The organism is Methylomonas sp. LW13, from assembly GCF_016865255.1.
Classification (GTDB): domain Bacteria; phylum Pseudomonadota; class Gammaproteobacteria; order Methylococcales; family Methylomonadaceae; genus Methylomonas.
On record NZ_CP033381.1, the window covers coordinates 916,660 to 940,780 of the forward strand.

18 protein-coding genes are annotated in these 24,121 nt (G+C 53.7%); 4 read left to right on the forward strand and 14 right to left on the reverse strand.

The window, feature by feature from the left end:
• Nucleotides 1-11: 11 nt before the first annotated feature.
• From JL719_RS03990 to JL719_RS04000, 3 genes are all read right to left on the reverse strand, one after another.
• Entirely contained in the window at nt 12-713 is a 702-nt protein-coding gene (locus JL719_RS03990; protein ID WP_129871341.1) for a hypothetical protein, read from the reverse strand.
• 115 nt (nt 714-828) lie between these two features.
• The gene (gene vapC, locus JL719_RS03995; protein ID WP_033156083.1) at nt 829-1,245 is read right to left on the reverse strand and encodes a type II toxin-antitoxin system tRNA(fMet)-specific endonuclease VapC; all 417 of its coding nucleotides are present in this window, start codon (nt 1,243-1,245) and stop codon (nt 829-831) included.
• Complete coding sequence (locus JL719_RS04000; protein ID WP_033156084.1) at nt 1,245-1,475, reverse strand: antitoxin; 231 nt, start codon at nt 1,473-1,475, stop codon at nt 1,245-1,247. The genes vapC and JL719_RS04000 overlap by 1 nt, the downstream gene beginning before the upstream one ends.
• A gap of 113 nt (nt 1,476-1,588) precedes the next feature.
• Here JL719_RS04000 and JL719_RS04005 point away from each other — a divergent pair, with 113 nt between their 5' ends.
• The gene (locus JL719_RS04005; RefSeq protein WP_033156085.1) at nt 1,589-2,248 is read left to right on the forward strand and encodes a metallophosphoesterase family protein; all 660 of its coding nucleotides are present in this window, start codon (nt 1,589-1,591) and stop codon (nt 2,246-2,248) included.
• Between the two features lie 63 nt (nt 2,249-2,311).
• Here the strand turns inward: JL719_RS04005 and JL719_RS04010 are convergent, their stop codons facing one another.
• The 7 genes from JL719_RS04010 to JL719_RS04040 form a co-directional block, all read right to left on the reverse strand.
• Complete coding sequence (locus JL719_RS04010) at nt 2,312-2,620, reverse strand: type II toxin-antitoxin system VapC family toxin (protein WP_225893017.1); 309 nt, start codon at nt 2,618-2,620, stop codon at nt 2,312-2,314.
• On the reverse strand, nt 2,604-2,861 hold the full coding sequence (locus JL719_RS04015) for a type II toxin-antitoxin system Phd/YefM family antitoxin (protein WP_033156086.1): 258 nt from the start codon (nt 2,859-2,861) through the stop codon (nt 2,604-2,606). The genes JL719_RS04010 and JL719_RS04015 overlap by 17 nt, the downstream gene beginning before the upstream one ends.
• Before the next feature lie 138 nt (nt 2,862-2,999).
• On the reverse strand, nt 3,000-3,623 hold the full coding sequence (locus tag JL719_RS04020; RefSeq protein WP_033156087.1) for an inorganic pyrophosphatase: 624 nt from the start codon (nt 3,621-3,623) through the stop codon (nt 3,000-3,002).
• 134 nt (nt 3,624-3,757) lie between these two features.
• A complete protein-coding gene (locus tag JL719_RS04025; protein WP_033156088.1) occupies nt 3,758-4,816 on the reverse strand; it encodes a transglycosylase SLT domain-containing protein in 1,059 nt (352 codons plus the stop codon).
• A gap of 105 nt (nt 4,817-4,921) precedes the next feature.
• Complete coding sequence (locus tag JL719_RS04030; RefSeq protein ID WP_129871342.1) at nt 4,922-9,061, reverse strand: EAL domain-containing protein; 4,140 nt, start codon at nt 9,059-9,061, stop codon at nt 4,922-4,924.
• A gap of 167 nt (nt 9,062-9,228) precedes the next feature.
• Nucleotides 9,229-10,110, reverse strand: coding sequence for a transglutaminase family protein (locus JL719_RS04035; RefSeq protein ID WP_033156089.1), 882 nt, complete (start codon nt 10,108-10,110; stop codon nt 9,229-9,231).
• Between the two features lie 10 nt (nt 10,111-10,120).
• Nucleotides 10,121-12,652 (reverse strand): circularly permuted type 2 ATP-grasp protein, encoded by a 2,532-nt coding sequence (locus JL719_RS04040; protein WP_033156090.1) that lies wholly within the window; start codon nt 12,650-12,652, stop codon nt 10,121-10,123.
• Nucleotides 12,653-13,108: 456 nt separating this feature from the next.
• Between JL719_RS04040 and JL719_RS04045 the strand changes: the two genes are divergently transcribed.
• The 3 genes from JL719_RS04045 to JL719_RS04055 all read left to right on the forward strand — a co-directional run bounded on the left by JL719_RS04045 (nt 13,109) and on the right by JL719_RS04055 (nt 19,173).
• Entirely contained in the window at nt 13,109-14,563 is a 1,455-nt protein-coding gene (locus JL719_RS04045) for a circularly permuted type 2 ATP-grasp protein (protein WP_051669831.1), read from the forward strand.
• Between the two features lies 1 nt (nt 14,564).
• The gene (locus JL719_RS04050; RefSeq protein WP_033156091.1) at nt 14,565-15,521 is read left to right on the forward strand and encodes an alpha-E domain-containing protein; all 957 of its coding nucleotides are present in this window, start codon (nt 14,565-14,567) and stop codon (nt 15,519-15,521) included.
• A 175-nt stretch (nt 15,522-15,696) separates the two neighbouring features.
• Nucleotides 15,697-19,173 (forward strand): PPi-type phosphoenolpyruvate carboxykinase family protein, encoded by a 3,477-nt coding sequence (locus JL719_RS04055; RefSeq protein ID WP_033156092.1) that lies wholly within the window; start codon nt 15,697-15,699, stop codon nt 19,171-19,173.
• Nucleotides 19,174-19,253: 80 nt separating this feature from the next.
• Here the strand turns inward: JL719_RS04055 and JL719_RS04060 are convergent, their stop codons facing one another.
• From JL719_RS04060 to sucC, 4 genes are read right to left on the reverse strand one after another with little or no spacing between them, the layout of a single operon-like run.
• The gene (locus tag JL719_RS04060) at nt 19,254-20,375 is read right to left on the reverse strand and encodes a hypothetical protein (protein WP_033156093.1); all 1,122 of its coding nucleotides are present in this window, start codon (nt 20,373-20,375) and stop codon (nt 19,254-19,256) included.
• 3 nt (nt 20,376-20,378) lie between these two features.
• The gene (locus JL719_RS04065; RefSeq protein ID WP_033156094.1) at nt 20,379-22,025 is read right to left on the reverse strand and encodes an NAD+ synthase; all 1,647 of its coding nucleotides are present in this window, start codon (nt 22,023-22,025) and stop codon (nt 20,379-20,381) included.
• Entirely contained in the window at nt 22,025-22,900 is an 876-nt protein-coding gene (gene sucD / locus JL719_RS04070) for a succinate--CoA ligase subunit alpha (RefSeq protein WP_033156095.1), read from the reverse strand. Before sucD ends, JL719_RS04065 begins: the two co-directional genes overlap by 1 nt.
• On the reverse strand, nt 22,900-24,069 hold the full coding sequence (gene sucC / locus JL719_RS04075; protein ID WP_033156096.1) for an ADP-forming succinate--CoA ligase subunit beta: 1,170 nt from the start codon (nt 24,067-24,069) through the stop codon (nt 22,900-22,902). Before sucC ends, sucD begins: the two co-directional genes overlap by 1 nt.
• Between the last annotated feature and the right edge of the window lie 52 nt (nt 24,070-24,121).

The following is a 24,121-nucleotide window of genomic DNA, read 5'->3' on the forward strand; positions in this document are numbered from 1 at the left end:
TTTCGATACGGTTACTTCTTGGGTATGGCCGGATGCCGATTGCCCAAGTGATCGATGTCGTCCAAGCTCATAATCGGCGAATACATTAGATCGTTGATATCGCTGGAGCGTTCCCAACCCAAAACCATTTGGCCGATGGCGCGTTTGGTCATTTTTATAAATCGCGATTCGAGATGCTGGCGGCTACCAGGCGAATTTTCGGGTTCCGGATGCATGCGCGCAGCCGAAACCACCGAACAGCGGCAGACCTTGTCGTGGAAGGAAAACTGGAAACGAAAATTCCGGGCGCGGCTGTTGATGTCGCGGTTGGTCAGAAATATGAAATAGGTGTTGCTGTCCGCTTCCGGCAAACGCTGCATCACGGTTTTAGCTTGTTCGAAGATGTCTTCCGCCGCGAATTGTCGGGTGCCCGGCATCGGCACCAGGCCTTGCGTGCCCATCGCCACCGTGCCTTTGACCCACAGGCCGAACTCCTTACTCAAATCCCTGCCGATTTGCGCTGCAACATCTTCCGAGAAATCATTCAACGGAATCAGATAAACATTCACGGGACCGGTTTTTTCGATGGCGGCTGGCGGGTAGAGCGAGGCGGTCGATATGGATTTTGGCGTTGGAGCCGGGTCGGCTGTGGCTAAGGGCTGGGTATATCGAGAGCTTGTTGTGCAGGCGGCGAAAGTAGCCAACAAAATTATTGCTATTGATAAATGTTTCATTCGGGTTGTCCTGAGCTCATACAAGTTGAATAGGATGAACGAAAATTAGTCAATAGACGCTGGATGATGTTTGGAGTCCAGACTAAACCATTGCCTGAGGCGCTTGCTTAGGTGTTCAGCCAGATGAGTTTACCCAGTTGTCTACTTGCAACCCCGGCACTCGCACAAATTCGCGTTCGTTGTTGGTGACCAAAATCCAGCCTTCCGATCTGGCGTGAGCCGCCAACCATAAATCGTTATTGCCGATGGGTTGCCCGATCTTTTGCAGCGCCGCACGTATCTGTCCGTAATGCTCGCCAGCTGCTTCCGGCAAGCCATATACCGGAATCAAACCGTTAAGTTCGTTAATGCCGGCTAACGCCCTTTCCCTGGCCTGACTTTTCTCCGCGCCGAAACGCAACTCGCCCAAGGTTATTACAGACATTGCCAATTCATCGGCTGCATGGCGAGCAAAACGCTCGCGCACCGCGGGCGGATTGTATTTGGCAATATAAATGCAGATATTGGTATCGAGCAGATAGTGAGCGCTCATCAAAGCGCCTCACGATCCTGGGGCGGCGCATCTTCGCGGCCGTCGCTCATTAAGTCGTCGGGCAATGCTGCTAAGGCGTCGAATATCGCGGCGGCGTTGGCGGGCGTTTCCCGCAATACGATTTCATCGCCCCGGCGGAAAATTTCCACTCGGTCAGTATTGAAGCGAAATTCCTTGGGTAGCCGCACTGCCTGGCTATTGCCGGATTGGAAAATACGGGCATAGGTCATAGGGCACTCCATATGTAAAATGTAGTTACGTGAAGTATATACGTTTTCCGGTTGGTGTAAATGACCTGGATGAGTTTGGCTGAGCTCATGGCTAACTTCTTTGACGGATCAAAATGTCTCGCAAACTGACTTGGTTACACCTTTCCGATTTTCATGCCCGCCAACGTGATGGCTGGGATTCACGACAAATCACCGACGCACTTGTCTGTGATTTGAAGCAAATGCAAATAGAACATGGTTTGCGTCCAGACCTTATATTTTTCACTGGCGATTTGGTTTTCGGGGCAGTTTCGGGCGAAAGCATGGACGACCAATACCTGCTAGTCCGTGATTTTCTGGACGCTATTCGCAAGGCTTTTATTCCAGAAATTCCAATTCGCAGTCTTTATTTGGTACCTGGCAATCATGATGTAGATCGAAACGAAATTACTCCAGATCAAACAGCATGGATACGCCAACCAAATCTCAAACTCGACGATGTAATTACGATGATGAGGGATGAAAATAAGCAATGGCAAAGGTTTATGGAAAGGCTGTTGAATTATCGGAACTTTCTTACCAGTTATAACCTTTTACATCTTTTACCTGGCAATCCTCACTTGATTTGGACTGATGCTTTGGAGATACACAATACTCGTGTTGGTATCGCTGGATTAAACTCCGCTTGGTCCCTAGGCGGATTCAAAATTGCGTTGAGATTAGCAGGTAGTCCAGAAATGCTTCCGTATATTCCGGCCAAAAAAATAAAGTTTTTGAGTATCAAACTAACCTGACCGGCCCCGGAATTTTGCAACCAGCGCATCGGCAGTTAAAAGCGTTATGCTTTCTACGTTGGCTTACGCAACCAGGATACGGCCGAACGGGTCTTTGTGGATGGGTGGTAGACTTTCGATGAAAACCGCGTGATCGCTGCCGATGGGGATTTCGGTATAGCCGTTGTCCAGCAAACCGCGCCGCAGCACTCTTGCGTCTACTTGAAAATCGTCACGGCCGAGGTCGCGTTTGATGGCGATTTCCCAGAGGCTGGCAGCACTGAAAAATAGCTGGTTTTGCATATCTTCCAGCATCCGGCGAGCTTGTTCGGGTAGCAAATTTGGCGAGCCAGCCGCCCAAAGCAGCAGATGGGTATCAAGCAGTAGTTTCATCGTCCGCGCCGAATAACTGCCCAATCTCTTCACGGCCCATTCTGTCGAAATCGTCAGGCACTTTGATATATCCGCTCAGGAACCCCAAACGTCGCATTTGATAGCCCGTTGGGCTGTCCAGCGCGGAAACTTTGACGAGCTGTTTACCCGCCTTGGCAATCACGAACGGTTCGCCTTTGGCGGCTTGTTCAACCAATCGAGATAAGTGAGTTTTTGCTTCGTGGATGTTGACGGTTTGCACGATGAGCTCCAGTAAACCAAGTTAACTTAGTTTAGCCTGTGATGAGTCTGTGTTGCTTGTCGTTAGAGGAGCCTGGAAAATGTATTAATCAGCCTGGATGCGCTGCAAACAACTCAGCGCATCCATTCCCAAACAAGCCTACTCGTCGTCCTGGCAGCCAAAATGGTATTGATAATCCGCGATTGCGCGTTTGATGACTTCATGTGCTTCTTCGCGGCCGTAGACGTGGGTAATTTCGCAGACACTTTTTTCGCTGGGTAGGTGTTTGTAAGTCAGGAAGTAGTGTTTCAATCGGTTGATGTACGATTCCGGGCAGTCGGAGACGTCGCGCCATTGCCGGTAGAATTCGTCGCCTTTCATCACCGCGATGATCTTGTCGTCGGCCTCGCCGCCGTCCAGTAAACGGAAGCCGCCGATGGGAATGGCTTGTAACAGGATGTCGCCGTGAGTCACGCTGCGTTCGCTCAATACACAAATATCCAAGGGGTCGCCGTCGCCCTTGCTGACCGGTTTGCCGGATCGCGCGGCGGCATATTCGGCGATTTTTTCTGCGCAATAACTGCGCGGAATAAAGCCGTAAAGGGTGGGGATCATGTTGGAGAATTTTTGCGGCCGGTCGATTTTCAAATAGCCGCTGTCTTTGTCGATTTCGTATTTCACCGTGTCGGACGGTACGATTTCTATGAAGGCGGTCACGATGTCCGGGGTGTTGTCGCCGGGCGAGATACCATGCCAGGGGTGGGCTTTGTGTTTTATATTCATCTAAGATTCAGTAGCTTTGGGGAATAAGGTTATAGGGATATTTACCAGGATGGGGGCAATCCGCAAGACAATCAAGCTTAATACTAGTATCTGATTGGGCTTGCGCTACACGCCGTTGCATGTGGTTATCGACATTACTCTTCGCTGGCCACTGCCGCAGGTTTGAGTTTCATGTCTTTATTCAGCCGTTGCAGGCGCTTGATCATTTCTTTTTTCATCTGTTCGCGGCCTATCGAGTGCTTCAGGCTACTGCCCATGCCCGCAACTTGATCGGTGGAGCTGCGGATGGAATAAAACACCAGCGTGCCGCCTTTATAAGGTAGGCCGCCGGCGACTACGTGGCTGGAGTTGTAGGAGTGGCCGACGTAAAACTGCCGGGAAACGATAAGGCCGCCGCCTTCGCCGATGGCGACGACACGATGATTAAGTACGGCGGTGGGGCGGTCTTCCACGCGCCGATTCAACCACAAAAACTGTTCGCTGGTATTGGCCGGCAATGCGGCAGGATAGTTTAACCAGGCTTGTTGCAATTCCGGAAAGTAACGCGCCCAGGCTTTGCTGTTCACCGCGTCGTTGCGCAGTTCCGCGGCCGGGTCGGCTGTGCCGCCATCACGGCTGTAGGGGGCAATACCGGCCAAGCCGCTTTTTTTATAGGCTTGCAGGCGTTGCAGTAAAAATTCGCGGTATTTTTGATTGGCGGTTTTCAGCAAGGTTTTATTATCGGCATCTTCCAGCCCGGCTTGCAGGCTTTTCAAACTGTCCAGTTCGGCTTTGGAGAGGTTGAATTCGTCGCCCGGTTCCGCTTCCAGAAAGGCTTTGGCTTCGTCAACTTGCTTTTCGGTAAACGCAAATTTCTTAAAACTATCGACGCTGGCGTTATCGCCCAGCATGCCGGTGGCGACGATGTCGCTCTCGCCGGCATTGAGTTTGCCCTTTTTGATGTAATCGGCCAGTTGCGGCAAGCCGACCGGGATGATCATCGCTACGCCAATAGCGAGTTCTTTTTGGCTGGTTTCGCTGACGTCGTAAGCGATGATTTCGCCGCGTTCCAATGGTGGGATTTGCGCGGTGCCGATGCCGAAGTTCTGTAGCGCTTGCTGTGGGCTGGGCGCGTCTTGAGCGTATGCCGCTTGCTGAAATAGCGCGGCGGCGCTCAGTAAAATAATCGGAAAAGACAGTTTGTGGATCAGCATAAAAGCTCCGTTTCAAATAGGTATTCTGATAAAAGTATGAGGCTTTCGGCCGCAGATTGCCGAATGCGTTCATTCTAAAAACGTGTGTGCATTCCCGCCTGCCGTTTATTTGTCCGAACCGAACAATTTAGAAATACTGGAATCGCCGCGTCCGGCTGGTTTTGCCGGTGTTGTTGCCCTTGAGACGGACGCTGGCTGCTGATTTTTCGTATCGAACAGCCGCACAAACTCAGCAGCAGGCAGTGGTTTGGAAAACAAATAGCCTTGGCCGTAGTCACAGCCGGCGGCAGTCAGCAATTCCAGTTGCTGCGCGGTTTCGATGCCTTCGGCTATCACTTTCAAGCCCAGTTTATGCGCCATCACAATAATCGCTTCGCACAGCGCCAGGTCGCTGGAATCGGCTTCCAGATTGCGTACGAAACTCTGGTCTATCTTCAGATAATCGATGTCGAATTTTTTTAGATAAGACAGTGACGAATAGCCGGTGCCGAAATCGTCAATAGCCACCTGGATGCCGGCATCTCGGTAAGCAAATAAATGGTCGCGGACAATATTGTCGACATCCAGCAATAGGCTTTCAGTAATTTCGATGACGACACATTGGCCGGATAAGCCCAGCTCATGCAAATAGTCTATCCATTTGCTGTCGCCCAGATTGCTGCGGGTAAATTGCACCGGCGACTTGTTAATACCCAGTTGCAAATCCGGGAGAAATTGGGCACGCCATTCGGCAACCTGCTTTGCCGCCATCCGAAATACCCAGTCGCCAATCTCCACTATCAGGCCGGTCTCTTCCGCCAACGGAATAAATTCCGCCGGGCTGATCATGCCGCGCGTGGGATGTTGCCAGCGGATCAGTGCTTCGGCTTTATGCATTTTGCGGCTGCTCAGTTCGATTATCGGTTGATAGAACAGGCAAAACTCTTGATTGGTCAGCGCTTGGCGCAGGTCGCTGGTCAGGCGCATCCGGTTTTGCGCGGTTTGCTCCATCTCGCTGGTGAAGAAATTGTAGCGGTTGCGGCCTTGTTGCTTGGCGGAATACATGGCCTGATCGGCGTTTTTGATTAATTGTTCGGCTTCCTGTGCGTCTTGCGGATAGAAGGTGATGCCGATGCTGACCGAAATGTAAGCTAATTCATCGCCCAAGCGAAATGGTTCGGCAAGCTGGTGCAGGATGGCTTGCGCGACCCGGTCTATATTGGTTTCCGAGTCCAACTCGCCCAGGATGATGGTGAACTCGTCGCCACCGAGCCGAGCCACCGTATCCACATTGCGTACGCAAGCCAAAATGCGCCGGGCGGTTTCTTTTAGCAAAACGTCGCCCATGCCGTGGCCCAGGGTGTCGTTAATTTCCTTGAAACGGTCCAGATCCAGCAGCATGACCGCCAGACTGTTTTTGTCGCGCTGGGCTTTTTTGATTTCCTGGTTCAATCGATCCTGGAACATGCGCCGGTTGGCCAAATCGGTAAGCGGGTCGAAATTGGCTTGGCGCCAGATGGTTTGTTCGACATGTTTTTGCTCGGTAATTTCCGAGAACATCGCCACCCGGCGCTCTACTTCGCCGTGTTCGCCGTAGATGGTGTTGATCACCAGCCATTCTTGGTAAATATCGCCGTTTTTGCGTTTATTCCAGATTTCGCCTTGCCAGTGGCCGGTTTGTAACAGCGAGTGCCACATGGTCTGATAAAAATCCGGATCGTGGCGGCCGGATTTCAGAATGTCGGTGGACTTCCCTATCGCGTCTTCCGCGGTATAGCCGGTCAGGCGGGTAAACGCTTCGTTAATCGCGATGATGCGGTTGTCGGTGTCCGCGACCATCACCGCTTCGCCGATGGCTTGGTAAATCATCGCCATCAACTGCATTTCATGTTCTAGCCGCTTGCGTTCGCTGATGTCCAAAACGGATACGAGTATGTAACGCCGGTTGTCTATATCGATAGGTGTCAAACTGATTTCGACCGGAAATTCCGTGCCGTCGCCGCGTATTGCGGTTAGGGAGCGGCTGGCGCTCATCGGCCGGGCTTTGTTCTCTTGTAAAAATCGCGCGCGCTGTTCCGGGTGCTTGGCGCGGGCCCGTTCCGGTACCAGCGCTTCGACACTCAGACCTATCAACTCATCCAGCGTGTAGATAAATGCTTTCGCGGCGGGCGGGTTGGCGAGTTTGATGAGGCCGTTTTCGCCAACTAAAAACGTGGCTTCCGGCGAACCATCGACAATCTTGGACAATTGCAGCCATTGCAGCTGTTTGCGTTCGGTAATGTCGGTTTGGGTGCCGATCATCCGCAAAGCCTTGCCCTGCGCATCGCGGCTGATCACCAGACCGCGCGTTAAAATCCAGCGCCATTGGTTATCGCCGTGCTTTACGCGGTGTTCGTTGCTGAAGCGTGAGCTGCGATTTTCCAGATGGGTTTGCAAGTCGGCCATCATCCGGGCGCTGTCTTCCGGGTGTATCGTGGCTTCCCAATTCCGGTAATCGTTGTCTCTGTCTTGTTCGCTGAAATTCAGAATCTCCATGCAGCGTGGCGACAGAAACACTTTACCGTTGGTCAAATCCCAATCCCAGACGCCGTCTCCGCCACTTTCCAGCGCAAATTTCCAGCGCAATTCGCTTTCCTGCAATAATTTTTCCGATAGCTTGCGCTCGCTGATGTCCGTCGAAATGCCGCATACCGCGTAGATTTCGCCTTGCCCATTACGTAGCGGAAACTTATGCGACAAATACGTATGAATATTACCGTCATGATGGGTGATCTTTTCTTCAAAAATCTGTGCCTGGCCGCTATTGGCGACCTCTAAATCGTTTTTCCCCAGGAGTTCGGTGTCGTCGCCCGGAAATAAGTCCATATCCCGTTTGCCTCTGACAGTCTTATTGTCAACCGCGAACAGTTTTTCAAATTGGCGGTTGATCAGCAGGTATTGGCCTTGCAGATCTTTGCTGTAAATCACCGTGGGGGTATTGTCCAGGATGCTTTGAAACCGCAATTCGCTGACCGACAGGGATTTGCCGAACTCGACGTTCAAGGATTCGTCTTTAACCAGTTCGATAACGCCGACAATCCGTTCCTGGTCGTCGCGTATGGGCATTTGCATCGAACTGATCCAGCGGCCGTCGCCTGCGGTAAACGGGGTTTGATAGACCGTTTCGCCTTGCAACGCCTTTTGAATGCCGTCAGGAATTGGCGTTTGCGCCAGCCAGGGAAATATTTCAACAGGGTATTTTCCCAGGCAAGCGGCTTGCGGCCATCCCGTCAGGGTTTCCATATAACGGTTCCAGAGTTCGATACCGCCCTGCAGATCGTAAACAATCACGCCTTCCTGAACTGAACGCAGAATGTGTTTGTTGAAATCGCCTAGGGCTTTGCTGAATTGTTCTGAGCGCTGGTAGCGCTCGATAGCCAGCGCCAGGGAAATGCCGACGCTGGACAGCACCAGCAAAAACGACCATTGCAGCAATAGCCCGGTCTCACTGCTGTCGGCTGCAAAAAAGCCTACCTGAAAAATCGCACCGAATATGCTTTGCAGCATGACCATGCTGATTAGTAACAAGGTGCCATGCAAGCCAAAGTAGAGTGCGCCGTAAACCAGAAAAGCGAACATATAAAATGCTTTGCCGTAGTGGCCAAGATGCCACGGCCACTCCAGGAAAATCATTTGTCCCGCCAGAAACGCCGTTGTGACATAAAGCAACGCGCGCCAAACTTGATACGGGTTCCAGTCAAAACTTGGCGGCTGCCGCCAGACCAAAATAAGCGGCGTGACAATCGCAATACCCAAGACGTCGCCCATCCACCAATGCGCTAGACTGATCGGCCATTGCTGCGCCGTTATTGCGTTGAAATGTAACAGAACTAAGGAACCCACTATGGCCGCAATGACCGAAGCCAAGGCGCCGGCAAACAGGATGCGTAAGTAGTCTTGCGGCTGTTGCAGTTTGCGAATCTCGCCCAGCAGATAGCAGCCGACAAGTGCTTCCACGGTATTGCCGCAAGCGATAGGCAAGGCTTGCTCCAGCGGGTTGCCTGCCCACAAACTGCCAAGTAATGCGCCCAGGAACACGCCGGGCCACAGCTTTTTACCGCCGAGCAGCAAGGCTGCCAGTGCGATGCCGCCAGGCGGCCAGATGACGGATATTACGTGATTGGCGGCGAAAAACATCAACACCAGTTTGGCAACCAGTGCGTAGGCGACAGCCAAGCCGAAAAGGTGGACTAGTGCTGCTGTGGAAAAGGTCGAAAAACGGCGCAAGAGATTACCTTGATGTATTGAAAGCAGGTGAAGGGACAAGCCCAATATCTTGGTTTATCTCACGAAATGCAAGGTTTTGTCACGGGCTAAGTACGGGGATTTCCGGGCATTCCTAACGGATGAAACGTGGTTTTATGCGGGTGATTTTCTTCGGTATCCTGTTAGGATTACGCGCCCAGGTTTTCCACTTCCACCGCCACTTTCAATTCGTGGTTCTGGCCGCCGAAAATCACCCCTTTCAATGGCGTAACATCGCTATAGTCCCGGCCCCAGGCGACGATGATGTGCCTGTCCCCCGGCAATTGGTTGTTGGTAGGGTCAAAGTCCATCCAGCCCAGATCCGGTAAATATACCGAGAACCAGGCGTGCGAGGCGTCGGCGCCCACCAATTTTTTCTTGCCGGGCGGCGGCAGGGTTTCGATATAACCGCTGACGTAGCGGGCCGCCAGGCCTTGCGAGCGTATGCAGCCTATGGCCAGATGGGCGAAATCCTGGCAGACGCCGCGCCGATGTTCCAGTACGGTGGTCAGCGGGGTGGCCAGGTTGGTGAATTCCGGGTCGAAGGTAAAATCGCGGTGAATGCGTTGCATCAGATCGTGTATCGCTTCAATCAGCGCCTTGCCGGGTGTGAATGAGGCTTGAGCGTAAGCGGCCAGCTCGGCGTCGGCGGCGATGAACGGCGAATCCAAGGCAAATTGCCGGGCCTCCAGTAGTGGTTCGCTTCTGTCGTTCCAGAGCGCTTCCTTGACCAGTTCCCAGCTCATGCCGTGGCTGAAATCCAACTGCACCGGTTGCGGAAAAATCTGTACTTCGCTGCTGGCGGTGACCACAAACTCCCGATGCGGCTCCCTAATCGAAAACCAGGCCACTTGATTGCCGAAAAAATCGGTACGGGTCCGATAGTCGCAGGGCAAGGGGGTGATTTTCAGTTGTGAGCTGAGCAGTTGCTGATTCGGGCAGGGGCGCGGCTGCATCCGCACTTCGTTGTAAGACAAGCCCACCGGTTGTTGGTAACGGTAGGTAGTGGTATGGGTAACCCGATAACGCATGGTGACTCCCTTAGGACAGCGATTGCGGCGCGTCCCCGTGGCGGAAATAATTGGCGGTCAAAGTATCGGACAACGCGGCCAATAGGGCGTAAATCTTGCTGAGTTGTTGGTCCAGCGCTTCGCGAATCCCGGATTCCGAGACGTTCAATAAGTCGTCGATATTGGCGATATTCAACAGACAACTAGCCTCTAATAGCAAGCGCTCTTCGGCGCTAATCCGGCGGGTACTGGGTTCGCGCGGCAGTTTGCCGACATGCTCCTGCAAACGAGCGATTTGATAAGCTAGTGAGCGGGGATTGTTGGGGTCCATCAGCAGCAGTTCCAAAAACGAGGCTAACTCCAGGTTGCTACGATAATGTTGGCGGTAGCAAATCAGGTTGTCGCTGGTGTCCAGCAGGGATTCCAGCAAGCGGGTTTCCGCCGCTTCGCTTTGCGGCATCGCAAACGCGGTTCTCAATACCGATACCAACTGCAAGCCGCGCTCCAGGCGCCGGCCGATGTCCAGAAACAGCCAGCCGTTGCCGCGCGTCATGCTCTCCATCACCAGACCGCTGAATGCGGAGAGCGTGGTGATTAGCTGATCCATTTGCTCCTGCATCGACCACAAACCGATTTTGCCCAGGCGGCGCGCTTCGGAAACCTGTTCCTCGATTTCGTCAATGACCCGCCAGGTATCCGACGACCATAAATCGCGTACCGCATAGCCGGATTGGATCATCCTGTTTACCGTGTTGGCCAGGCTGCCTGCTCGGCTTTCGTCGGCGACCACTGCCAGTAATTCGGCTTCCGGCGACTGCAACAAACTTTCGTTATCCTCGGCAAAAAAACCGGGGTAGGTGCCGGTCATGCTGGTGACGCAACGCAGCAGGGTTTCCAGGCTGAGCTGATAGTCCGGGCTATCGCGGTCAGGGTTGCTGAACAGCTTTTTGATCGTGGCGCGCAACAAACGTACCCCGCCTTCCGCACGTTCAGCGTTGCGGCCCACCCAGAAAATATTGTCTGCGGCGCGGCTGGGCAAGGCATTGCCGTGGCCGGCCAGACTGCTGCTGCGCTTGGCCGGAATGGCCGGATGCTGCGGTTCCGTGGCAACCACCCAGGTATCTTTACTGATGCCGCCGGTTTGATTACTGATCATCATATTGCCGTATTGCGGTGCGCTGCGACTCAAACCGCCAGGCATCAGCGTATAACCGTCCGCCCGCGCCACCATGAAGCAGCGCAGCACGGTTTGGCGCGGTTCGTAGCCGCCCGCCACCAGCGCCGGCACGGTGGAAAAGCTCTCGTATTCCTGGCCGACGTAAAGCGCCGGGCGGGCCTTGATGCGCGCGCGCCAATCAGCGAGTTGTGCACGGCTCAGCTGATGGCCGAACACCGAACGTTCGCCGGGTTTGCGGTAGATCGGTTTGATGACCAGGCGTTCCAGATTGGCGAGGACGTAATTTAACTCGCGGGCTTGGCCGCACCACCAGGTGGCGATCGAATTTAGCTTTAGGGTTTGACCCAGGAAGTATTTGGCGATGCCCGGCAGGAACGGCATGATGCCGGGATTTTCCAATATGCCGCTACCTAGCGGGTTGGCAATCGCCACATTGCCGCGCCTGACCACTTCCAACAGGCCGGGGACGCCTAGCCGCGAGTCTTCGCGCAGTTCCAGCGGGTCGCAGTAATTGTCGTCAACCCGACGCAAGATCACATCCACCCGCTGCAAGCCGACCAGCGATTTAAGCCAGACATAGCCGTCGCGAATCGTCAGGTCGTCGCCCTGTACCAGCGGATAACCCAGATAGGAGGCCAGATAGGCGTGTTCGAAGAAAGTTTCGTTCAAAGGGCCGGGCGTCAGTACCACCACGCGCGGGGTATCGGCGTCGCCGGGGGCGACGGCATTCAGGCCGGCGCGCAGGGATTGAAAGAAACGCGCCAAACGATGGACATGAGTGTCGCGGAACAAGCTGGGCAACACCCGTGACATGGCCAAGCGGTTTTCCAACGCATAACCGGCACCGGATGGCGCTTGCGTACGATCACCCAGTACCCACATTTTTTTGTCCGGGCCGCGGGCCAGGTCGGCGGCGCACAATACCAACTGATGCTGGCCGGGCAAGCTTACTTGATCACAAACGCGCAGAAAGCCGCCGTGGTTGTAGATCAGTTCCAGTGGCAACAGATTTTTCTTGATCAGCTGGCGCGGGCCGTACAGGTCGGCCAAAATCAGATTCAACAGTTCGGCGCGTTGCAGCAGTCCGGCTTCAATGTCAAACCACTCGTCGCCGGAAAGCAATAGCGGTATCGGGTCGAGTTGCCAAGGGCGGTTAATACCGTCCGGGTCGTCATAAACGTTGTAGGTGACGCCGTTTTCGCGCAGCAGTCTTAGCGCTTCCTGGTGGCGTTCGCCGACTTCGCGGGGGCCAAGCTGTTGCAACGCCTGCATCAGGTGGGCCCAATGCGGTCTAACCCGGCCCGTCTCGTCCAGCATTTCGTCGTGGGCCCCCTTATCGAGGCGGTATCCCGGCGCGAAAGCTTCTGGTGTGCTTAAGGTTTTCATAGGTTTAGTTTGCCGGTTTACCGGGTATAGCGCAATTGATCAAAGCTAATCTCGTTTTTTTTATGTTTTCTAAGCTGGTTTTTATTGCAGATGCCGATTCTGACGAGACTTTGGATAATGCGTAGTCTAAGAAACTCGCAAAAAGCATGCCGTTACGATCAGAAAGAGCGGAGTGCGGCATAGATCTTTTGGATTCGGTGGCTCCGCCTAGAGTCGCTTAATATAAAGCATTGGCTTTCTTCAAGCTTCTGAACTAAAGGGTATTTGCCAGTGCTAAGGCGCGATAAGTCGGTCACGGCCGAGCAAGTGATAGCCGTAGGCGCGCAACTTGGCATTGCTATTGCTTTATATCGGGTAAATCATTAGAACCGGTTTGCGTTGAAATGGTGCGGTCGTTTTTGCACCAATTTCGCGCGGACTTGCACCATAAAAGCAAATATCACGGATGCATACAGCATGGTTACTTCGACAATTTGGGCGGATTACAGCGCCGATAAGGCTTACGACGAGATGATTGCTGCGGGCGGCAAGCCGCGTGATACCTGCGCCAGTTTGAGTCAATACTTACAATCTTTGGGCATGGATGCAATTAAGGGCCGGTTGTCGGCGGCGGAGGCGGCCATCATGGAGATGGGCATCACCTTCACCGTCTACAGCGACGAAGGCAATATCGATAGAGCTTGGCCTTTCGACATCATTCCCAGGCTGATCGATTTTCAGGAATGGCAAGCCGTGGAAGCAGGTCTGAAACAGCGTCTGAAAGCTTTGAATTGCTTTATCAACGATGTTTATAACCAGCAGCAGATTATCAAGGATGGTTTGGTGCCTGCTGATTTGATCAACAGTTCCAGCAATTTTCGTAAGGAATGTTTGGGCATGCAGCCCAAATTCGGCACATGGGCCAATATTTGCGGCAGCGATCTGGTGCGGGCTGGCGACGGCAAGCTGTATGTGCTGGAAGACAATTTGCGGGTGCCATCCGGCGTGTCGTACATGATCGAAAACCGGGTAATTACCAAACGGATCTTTCCGGAGTTGTTGGAAAATCTGAATATTCTGCCGGTGGACGATTATCCGACCCAGTTGTTCGAAATGCTGGCGTCACTGGCACCGGATACCGATGACACCCCGCAAATTGCCGTCTTGACGCCCGGTATTTATAACTCGGCCTATTTCGAACACGCTTTCCTGGCGCAACAAATGGGTGCGGAACTGGTGGAAGGCGGCGACTTGCTGGTCAAGGATGACGATTGTGTTTATATGCGTACCATCAAGGGTCTGGAAAAAGTCGATGTGATTTACCGGCGCATTGATGATCTGTTTCTCGATCCTGAAGTCTTTCATAAGGATTCGGTATTGGGCGTGAAGGGCTTGATGCGGGCCTGGAAAGCCGGCAATGTGGCGCTGGCTAATGCGCCGGGCGCGGGGGTAGCGGACGACAAGGTGGTGTATGCCTACGTGCCGGAAATGATTCGCTACTATCTGAACGAAGAGCCGGTTTTGCCGAACGTGCCGACTTATCTCTGTAGCGATCCGGAACAATGCGCCTACGTGCTGGCGCATTTGCCGGAGCTGGTGGTAAAACCGGCCAACGAGTCCGGCGGCTATGGCATGTTGGTCGGCCCGCACGCCAGCCAAAAGGAAATCAAGCAATTTCATAAACTGATTAAAAACAATCCGCGTAATTACATCGCCCAGCCAACTTTGGCTTTATCAACCTGCCCGACCTTGTGCGGTGATAGTCTGGAGCCCAGGCACATCGACTTGCGCCCCTTCATCCTGCAAGGTGAGAACGGCTTTGTCACCGCTGGCGGCTTGACCCGCGTGGCGCTCAGGGCCGGTTCGCTGGTGGTGAATTCATCGCAGGGCGGCGGCAGTAAAGACACTTGGATTATCAACAGGGAGCAATAAGATGTTATCGCGATCCGCCGAACGTTTGTACTGGATGGCCCGTTATCTGGAGCGCACCGAAAACACCGCCCGCCTGATCAGCGCCACGATGCATTTGATCTACGACTTGCCGTATGGTGTGGAATTAGGCTGGCGCAATTTATTAAATATTTGCGGCGTCGAAGAGGCGTTTTATCAACGCTTTAAAAATCCCAGCGAGCAGAATACCACCCGGTTTTTATTAGCCGATATGAGCAATCCCGGCTCCTTATTGGCGTCGTTGTCGTTTGCTCGCGAGAATATCCGTACCAGCCGCGAGCTGATGCCCGATGAGGCCTGGCAGCAGGTCAACGAAATGTATCTGTACGCTAATAACAATCTGGATAGCTTGTCCAATCGGCGGGGGCGTGCGCTGTTCTTGCAGGAAATCATGGCTGGGTGCCAGCGCTTTACTGGTTTTATGGCCGGGTCTATGAGTAGCAGCGACAGTGCCCGGTTTATCTGTATCGGCCGCAATTTGGAACGGGCCGATATGACCAGCCGGATCATGGATTTCGGCACCGTATTGTTGGCGGAAAATCGCAGCACCAAAATGCGCGAGTACGAGACCATCCTGTGGATCAACGTTTTGAAGTCCTTGAGTGCGGTCTTGATGTATCGCAAACACGTCCGCAACCGAATTAAAGGTGAGGATGTTTTGAACTATCTGTTAAAAAATCCGGATTTTCCCAGGGCCGTGCTGCATTGCATCGAGGAGATTACGCATTGCATCAAACGCTTGCCGCATGCTGTCGAACTATTCCCGCAGCTGGAACAATTGGAACAGCAGGTACTCGCCATTGAGATTAAGCAGACTACCCCGGAGCAATTGCATCAAGTGCTGGACGGCTTGCAAGCGAAGTTCGACGATTTACACCAGCAAATCGCGGCCATGTGGTTTTTAAATAGTCTTGGCGAGGCCGAAGCCGAGAAAAATTGACATTATTGCCGACAGGAAGATTTTCACCAGCCAGGCCTCTGCAGCGCTGAGCACCCGCTTGGTTGAGCGCAATCGCTCTGCGTCAAGGGCGCGCTGCTTGGATTGCTACTGACCCAAACCCCCAAGTTTGCTATATCATGGAAGCATCGTTTTCTAAAACTAAAGGGGGAGGATTATGGATAAGCTAAGGGCACTGGGTCTGGGGGCGGTGGGGCAAGACGAGCAAGCTGTTAAGCAACAGTTGCATCTTTATATCAATCTGAAACTGGCTTCATGCGGGCAGCCGACGTGTATCGATACCGAGTCGGCGCAGTTTATGGATACCGCTCAGGACTTGCTGAATAGCTATCTGGAAAAAAGCCGCTTGTTGGCCAGTTCCTCCCTTTATCCCGCCGATAGACGGATTCAAGATTTCCTGGAGCGCTATTGCGCGGATCTGGGCTTTGCAAAAATCCCCAGCTTGCCGACGATGACTTTCGAGTTGGATAAGCACGGCGTGGCGCGTGAATTATCGTTGCCTTTGGGCGAGGATGAATTTCGTTCCGAAATCGTCTCCAGCTTTCGGGTGAAGCAAGGCATTTTGCACAATCCAGCCAGCGACCGGCGTACCACGCAAGGCTCGTTTCATGTTGCGGAAGGCGGTCTACCCGTCCCCGGCGATAAGAAGCAGGTACCCAAGCTGACTTTTGCCTTGATGCTGGGTGAGGCTTTGAACCCACCCGACGATTTGATGGTGCTGCCGTTTACCGCTCACCAGCCCAAGCCGGCACGCATGTTTGCTTCATTATTGATGCGGCCGGTAGTCTGTCCGGAAATCCCGGGTGTTGCCGCCGAAAAGTCCATGGAAATCCGTTTTTTTGCGCCGGGCAATCTGGTCAGCAATCTGGACTTTGTTGAGAGCATCTTCGGCAACGGCGGCAATCCTGCCTTGCCGGAATGCGATGCGGCCCTGGATGTCGAGCATTGGTCAGGCCACAGCGGCTGCGTGATTCTGGCCCCGCATTTAACCAAGCTCACTAAAAAGCAGTTGGGGCTGCCTCATTGGGACGAGGCCACCGAACGGCAACGCGCCGATGGCATGTGCTGGCAAGATCCCGAAGAACTGTATAACGACGGTCAGGCGTTTAAATTAACTGCGCGTGATAGCGGCGGCGTGATCGTCACCCTACTGGCCGATAACTACTACGGTTATTGCAAAAAGGAAGTCAAAACCCAGATCAGCTATGCCGCCAATTTGTTCGGTTTGGCAGAAGAGGAGCATGCCGGCGGCGCGTTGGCATTTCGTCGCGTCAATCACGGTGATGAATTTGGCATTGGCAGTCTGACCCGCGAACCGGGCTATGATTTTGACGAGATGACCTATCACTACGGCGCGATCATGGATGTGCATCCGGAAGGTTATGCGGTGGACAGGCATTTTCCGGAGATTATTTATGTGCCGCAGGATTTGCGGATGAGTCTGGCAACGCAGAAAATTACCTGGATCAGAAACGGCCAAAGCCATAGCATTCGCTTGCAACCGGGCAAAATATACGTGCAGCCCAACGGTTATAAAATCGAGATGTGCAAGCACCCCGGTGCGCCGTCCTGGCGTTTGATCGGCACTGTCGCGGAAGGCACGTTTTGTCATAAGCCCTGTACGGTGTCCGGCGGCGGCAAATCGGAAATTTCCAAATCCATTGAAGACGCGGCAATCTACGGCCCGTTGTTCGTGGACGATTTGCAGCACGATCTGGACCGGGTGCAGGCGATTTTCGATAAGGATTATACCGGCCGCTTCTTGCCGGGTTTCGAACGCGATGACCATGGTCCTAGCCGCACCGTGCTCAGTCAGGAACGCAGTCTGGGTTCCGTGATTAAGTTGTTGACGCCTTCTCCCAATCACCTTCCGGAGTTCAATGATTGGCTGCGATCCATCCCGCCCAGCATCCTGGCTTTGGTGTTTTTGATCAAGCGTTTTTACCGCCCTGAATGGGGTAACAATTGGCGCGATAATTTATCGGTGGACGTGATTGACGGTGCGCCCGGGCATGAGCTGAAACTGAATCAGCGTAAGATCGTTGCTACCTATTTGCGGGTAGGTTTTGATCTGGACGGCGGCTGGCGCACTTTCAAGGTACGGCAAGACTATATCGCCTGCGAGAAAGTGCAGATGGAAGACGACATCAGCGCTTCGGTCGTGGTGCCGAAGCAAGCAGTGCGAGCCTGTCTGCCTGACGATGGCTATGAAATGAGTTTGAAGTTGGTCAGCAACTGCGAATATCGACTGTTTCAACGCCCGGACGATGCGATTATTCCGGGTTACGACAAGCAGACCGAGCAGAACATGTCCGCACCCGGCAATTTCATGGCCAATTTTGAGCCCTTGGACCACGAGCAATTGTCGGCGATCGTAGAAGACGTGATGACTTTTTCCAAATTCACCGCGCCCATGCAAAAGCTATTGAGCGATGCTTACCAGGACGGGAAAGGCTATGTGGTGTGTTCCGCGCATCCGCGTTTGGTGAACGGCAAACCGTCGAAAAACCCGCGCTACCTGGAAACCCGTGTCGATGTGGTGAAACCCTTACGGAAATACGTGGCCGAAGTGGGCGCGCGTTTACATCGCAAGATTCCGCTCAATCAACCGCTCTGTCATCCGGTGGACGCGGTGTTGACCGGTCGCCGCAACAATCCGCCCGAACCGGGCATCCGCGCGCTGGCGGTTTACAATCCGATTCATTATCAAGAGTTGCCTGAACTGTTTATGGATTTTGTCTGTTCCTTGACCGGCAAATCGCCGTCTACTACCGGAGCGGGTAGTGAGGGGGCGCTGACTAAAGGGCCGTTCAATGCCTTGCGCGGTACCGCCGATTTGAACAATGCCCTGGTCTCGTTCATTTTGACCGGTTATCCCGGTTTTTCCAGTTCGGCTGGTTTTATCGGTCCGGATACCCGCGTCGATCACGATATTAGTTTGTTGATTCCGGAGATTTGGGCGCGGCTGTCGCGCGAAGAGCGCCACCCGGCATTTTTGTTGGAACATGGCTATCTGGAACCGTTAACCGATTTTGAACACAAGGGCCAAATTGTCTTGGCCAGCCGTTTGGGTTATCGCATCACCAGTCATTTCGTGCACGGCTTGATGGGTAAGATCTTCGATAACCCGTATGCGGTTTTTACCGACGAGATTTTGCAGCCCGAGCGCCAGGATCTGGAGGTGTTTGTCGACGGCATCAACAATATCGTCGAAACCCAGCAGCGCGTGGCCCAGCAATATCTTGATGACGGCAGTATAGAAGACGCCTGTCCGCCGCTGTATGCTTTGCTGCATATCATGGCCGATGGTCATTATCAGGGTAAGGATGCGCATCATCCGGAGATACGGGCGATGTTTACCCGCGATTACTTGTTGGCTTCGGATTGGTATCAGGAACGGCTGCGGATCAAGCAGCAGCGCGACATCGCGTTATGGCAACGGCATGTCGATTATTTGGGCAGGTTCTTGCACGAAAGCAGTCACCAGACTTTGATCGACGAGCTGAAGTTGGTCGAACGGCATAGGCAGGCGCAACAGAAACTGGTGGAACTGGCCTCGCCGGAATATTTGCAGTCTTTGGTGGGTACTTTGGGCGCCGACCCTTTAGGGCCATACTCCGCGGGCGCAGTTTAGATTCGGCTATACCTAAAAAAACAGGGATACCGGTCTTGTGGCCGGTATCCCTGTTTTTATATGGGGCAAGCCCGCTTGATTTAACCTTTGCGTTTGGTTTTGGTCTTGCCTTTGGGATTTTCGTGGGCGATCAGCGAACGGGCCAGCTTCCGCAAGCCGTTGGAGGATACTTCCAGCCCAAGTGGCGAGCCTATCGATTCCAACTCGTACATCAAGTCCGTCGCGGCAATCAGCGTCACATAGCGCAGGCTGCTATTACCCGGTAACTGGGTTGAAGCGTCACGTAGTAGCGGGGCTAGCACGTCCCAGGAACTGTTGAAGAACTTACGCACCGGATCGTTTTCCGCCACATATTCCGCAGTCAGACCTTGTTCAAAGGCGACGCCGGCTTTTTGCAGGACATCGCGCAAGCTTGCCCGGCTGGCGTCAGCGTTGGTGGCGATAGGGGCTTTCTCAATATTCTTTTCCAAAGACATCTGCCAACCTTGCCAGAGCTTGCGCCATTGGTTCAATTCCGCTTCGTTCAATACCGGGGCCGCTTTTAAGCCGCCGGCATTTTGGTTGGTAGCGGTGTAGCCCACGTTGATTAAAATACCTTTCTCATCGGCTTTGACCTGATTGAAGCGCAGGCTGTTGATGGTGTCGTGCAACTCCTCGCTATCGTCGGCGGCGATGAAGGGGAGCAGGGTTTTCGTAATGTCCGGGCGGGATTGGTTTAAGTCGATTTTCAGGGCGGCCAGTTTGGGCTCGGCGGCTTTTTTGATCAGCGATTGCAATTGGGCGATATTCAACGGCTGGCCGTTGCGATCAAACGCATTCAGTTGGGTGACCGGGAAGCTCAGCACATTACCGGAGGCATCCAATGTCGGCTGTTGCAGGGTTTGCAAAATGCCCGACCATTCGATCAAGGTCATGCATTTGCCGCCCAGCGCGGTACCCACGCGGGCTTGTACATTGTTCTGAATTTTGACCTGGCCTTGCTCGCCGCTGATTTGCGGATGGTCCAGATCCAAAAAGCTGCATTGCTTGCCGTCTTTCCAGGCTCTTACCGATTCATTCGGGCCGTCATAGAGCTCGCTGACCAGCACACTTTTGATTAAACCGTACTCCATGGGCACCGGAATATTAATTTCGCGGGCCATACCGGTCTGTGCAGTCAGCAGCAGGCCGGTGGTAAGTAACAGGGTACGCATTTTTGACATGATTTACTCCTTAACGTTGTCGGGCGCTGGTTGATTAAGCGCGGCCGTGCCGCGATAAGCGGATGAAATAGGGTAGCGGCGGTCACGACCAAACGCTCTGGGTGTGATGCGAATGCCGGGCGGCGATTGCCGACGTTTATATTCGTTTCTATCCACCAGCGAAATCGCTCTATGTACATCGGCAACCGTGAAGCCTTGTGCCACGATCTCGGCGGCGGATTTGTCCTGTTCCACATACAAAGTAAGTATAGGATCCAACACAGAATAAGGTGGCAGCGAATCTTCGTCCTTTTGGTCCGGCGCCAATTCCGCCGATGGTGCGCGGGTGATAACCCGTTGCGGAATGACCGGCGACAAGGTGTTGCGGTATTCGGCGAGTTGGTAGACCAGTAATTTCGATACGTCTTTTAAAGGCGCAAAACCGCCGGCCATGTCGCCATAAAGTGTGGCGTAGCCCACGCTCATTTCGCTTTTGTTGCCGGTGGTCAACAGTAGCTTGCCTTGTTTATTCGAAATGGCCATCAACAACACGCCACGGCAACGGGCTTGGATGTTTTCTTCGGTGGTGTCTTTTTGGCTGCCTGCAAACAGCGGGGCCAGCATGCCGTTGAAGGCAGTTACCGCCGGTTCGATGGGCAACACGTGATATTTGACACCCAGCGCCTCGGCTTCCAGGATCGCGTCCTGGTTGCTCATGTCTTGGGTATAGCGCGATGGCATCAACACGGCTTCGACATGATCGGCGCCCAGCGCATCCACCGCCAACGCCAATACCAGTGCGGAGTCGATACCGCCGGACAAGCCCAGAATCGCGCCTTGAAAGCCGTTTTTGCGTACGTAGTCTTGAATGCCCAACACCAGCGCCTTATATTCGCTGACCACGGGTTGATACAAGTCGGCGATGGTGGATATTTGCGGCTCATGATCGACAAACTCGACGATGCTGAGTTGCTCGGCAAATTCGGCTGCTCGGAACACGACATCGCCGTTACGATTTGCGACAAACGAGGCGCCGTCGAACACTAACTCGTCCTGGCCGCCGATTTGATTGACATAAACCAACGGTATCTGCTCGGCTTTAATTTGCGAACAGATGATGTCCTCGCGCTGCTGCATCTTGCCGGCATGAAACGGCGAGGCGTTCAGCGTCAGGATAATGTCCGCCCCGGACGCTCGGTTTTGGGCGATGATGCCGGGTCGCCAAATATCTTCGCAAATCGTCAATGCTATGCGACTGTCATTTGCCGTGAACAGGCAGGTTTGGTCGCCGGCGCTGAAGTAACGCTGTTCATCGAATACCCCGTAGTTGGGCAGGGCTTGTTTGTGGTAATCGGCTAGGGTTTCGCCGTCGCGTAATGCCACGGCCGTGTTATATAGCCGGCCATCCTGTTGCATCGGGTAACCGATCACAAGCGTGATACCGGCAATCTTCTTGGCAATTTCGGCAACCGCTTGTTGCGCCTGGTGAATAAAATCCGGTCGAAACAGTAGGTCTTCAGGTGGGTAACCGGTGACACATAGCTCCGGAAACACCACCAAATCGGCCTGCCGCTGTTTGGCTTGTTCAGCGGCGGCCAGAATTTTGCCGGTGTTGGTTTGAATGTCGGCAACTGTTAAGTTCAGTTGGGCTAGCGCTATTTTTATCGACATTATGTTTTGGAAAAACAATCCCGCATCGCGACGCCTATATCCGAAGGCGAGCTGACCATGCTCACGCCGGCCGCTTGCATGGCTGCAATTTTGCCTGCCGCTGTGCCGGCGCCACCGGTGACAATCGCACCGGCGTGACCCATACGTTTGCCGGGAGGCGCGGTTTGGCCGGCGATGTAGCCGACCACAGGTTTGGTAACGTGGGCTTTGATAAAGTCCGCAGCCTGTTCCTCGTCGCTGCCGCCGATTTCGCCGACCATCACGATGCCATGGGTGTCCGGGTCGTCTTGGAAAAGGCTCAGCACGTCGATGAAATTCATGCCATGGATCGGATCGCCGCCGATGCCGACGCAGGTGCTTTGTCCCAGGCCTTCGCGGGTAGTTTGATGCACGGCTTCGTAGGTCAGGGTGCCGGAACGGGAAACAATGCCGATTTTGCCGGGTAGATGAATATGGCCGGGCATGATGCCGATCTTGCATTGCCCTGGTGTAATCACGCCAGGGCAGTTGGGGCCGACCAGCAATGAGCTCGTGCCTTGCATGGCCGCTTTGACCTTTAACATTTGCAGCACCGGTATGCCTTCTGTGATGCAGACGATCAGCTCGATGCCGGCGTCGACCGCTTCCAGAATCGCGTCGGCGGCAAAAAACGGCGGTACATAGATCATCGTTGCCGTGGCGCCGGTGGCTTTCACGGCTTGTTCGACAGTATCGAATACCGGCAGATCCAGATGTTTGGAGCCGCCGCGACCCGGTGTGACGCCTCCAACTAGCTGCGTGCCGTAAGCGAGTGCTTGTTCGGAGTGAAATGTACCCTGTTTGCCGGTGAAGCCTTGGCAAATGACTTTAGTCTGTTTGTCGATCAAAATAGACATTAGGCTACCTCTTGCGCCAGTTTTACCGCCAATTCGGCAGCATGGTTTAGATTATCCGCAGCTACCAGGCCCAGTCCCGATTGGCTTAGCATGGCTTTGCCCTGTTCGACGTTAGTCCCTTCCAGGCGTACCACGACCGGGATTGTTAAGTGCATTTCCTCAACGGCCGCCAGGATGCCGGCGGCGATTACATCGCATTTGACGATGCCGCCGAAAATATTCACCAGCACTGCTTTGGTGGTGCCGTCGGACAAAATCAATTTAAACGCGGCTTTGACTTTGTCTTTATTGGTGCCGCCGCCCACATCCAGAAAATTGGCCGGCGCACCGCCTTTCAACTTCACCATGTCCATCGTCGCCATGGCCAGGCCGGCACCGTTGACCATGCAACCGATATTGCCGTCCAGCGTGATGTAGTTAAGATCGAACTGTTTGGCTTCCGCTTCCTTGGCGTCTTCTTGCGAGGCATCGCGCATCGCGGCTATGTCAGGATGTAAGGCGATGGCGTTGTCGTCGAAATTGATCTTGCCGTCCAGTGCCACCAGTTTGCCGTCATCGGTTTGGATTAGCGGGTTGATTTCGATTTGGCTGGCATCTTTGGTCAAAAACAGTTGATACAGGCCGCTCATAATGCTCTGCAGCTGGCTTTGCTGTTCTTTGCCCAAGCCTAGTGCAGCGGCTACTTGGCGGCATTGATAAGGTTGTAAACCCGCTGCGGGGTGCACCGGCACCTTGACTATTTTTTCAGGTGTTTCAGCAGCCACCGCTTCGATGTCCATGCCGCCTGAGGCCGAGGCAATAAATATCAGCCGTTCACTTTCCCGGTCGAGCAACAGGCTCAAATAATATTCTTGATTGATTGCAGAAGCCTCTTCCACCCAAACGCTATTGACCGGCAGGCCGGCGGCATCGGTTTGATGCGTCACTAAACGTGTACCCAGCATCGCCGCGCTGTAAGCCTTTACTTCCTCCAGGGTCCGGGCAACTTTTACGCCGCCGGCTTTACCTCGGGCGCCGGCATGAATTTGCGCCTTTACCACCCAGGCAGAGCTGCTTAAGGACTGGGCGGCTTGCTGCGCTTGTTCGGCTGTGGTCGCCACGGCGCCTTGTGGCGTGGGGATCGAAAACGCTTTAAAGAGTTGTTTCGCCTGGTATTCGTGAATATTCATTTAGTGCTCCATGGATGGCTTAAATCGCGTCTCAAGTTGGTGCTATGATTGA

Coding starts and splice junctions, on each gene's coding strand:
- JL719_RS03990 (WP_129871341.1), bottom strand. CDS start 713: ATGAAACATTTATCAATAGCAATAATTTTGTTGGCTACTTTCGCCGCC.
- vapC (WP_033156083.1), bottom strand. CDS start 1,245: ATGAGCGCTCACTATCTGCTCGATACCAATATCTGCATTTATATTGCC.
- JL719_RS04000 (WP_033156084.1), bottom strand. CDS start 1,475: ATGACCTATGCCCGTATTTTCCAATCCGGCAATAGCCAGGCAGTGCGG.
- JL719_RS04005 (WP_033156085.1), top strand. CDS start 1,589: ATGTCTCGCAAACTGACTTGGTTACACCTTTCCGATTTTCATGCCCGC.
- JL719_RS04010 (WP_225893017.1), bottom strand. CDS start 2,620: ATGAAACTACTGCTTGATACCCATCTGCTGCTTTGGGCGGCTGGCTCG.
- JL719_RS04020 (WP_033156087.1), bottom strand. CDS start 3,623: ATGAATATAAAACACAAAGCCCACCCCTGGCATGGTATCTCGCCCGGC.
- JL719_RS04025 (WP_033156088.1), bottom strand. CDS start 4,816: ATGCTGATCCACAAACTGTCTTTTCCGATTATTTTACTGAGCGCCGCC.
- JL719_RS04035 (WP_033156089.1), bottom strand. CDS start 10,110: ATGCGTTATCGGGTTACCCATACCACTACCTACCGTTACCAACAACCG.
- JL719_RS04040 (WP_033156090.1), bottom strand. CDS start 12,652: ATGAAAACCTTAAGCACACCAGAAGCTTTCGCGCCGGGATACCGCCTC.
- JL719_RS04045 (WP_051669831.1), top strand. CDS start 13,109: ATGGTTACTTCGACAATTTGGGCGGATTACAGCGCCGATAAGGCTTAC.
- JL719_RS04050 (WP_033156091.1), top strand. CDS start 14,565: ATGTTATCGCGATCCGCCGAACGTTTGTACTGGATGGCCCGTTATCTG.
- JL719_RS04055 (WP_033156092.1), top strand. CDS start 15,697: ATGGATAAGCTAAGGGCACTGGGTCTGGGGGCGGTGGGGCAAGACGAG.
- JL719_RS04060 (WP_033156093.1), bottom strand. CDS start 20,375: ATGTCAAAAATGCGTACCCTGTTACTTACCACCGGCCTGCTGCTGACT.
- JL719_RS04065 (WP_033156094.1), bottom strand. CDS start 22,025: ATGTCGATAAAAATAGCGCTAGCCCAACTGAACTTAACAGTTGCCGAC.
- sucD (WP_033156095.1), bottom strand. CDS start 22,900: ATGTCTATTTTGATCGACAAACAGACTAAAGTCATTTGCCAAGGCTTC.
- sucC (WP_033156096.1), bottom strand. CDS start 24,069: ATGAATATTCACGAATACCAGGCGAAACAACTCTTTAAAGCGTTTTCG.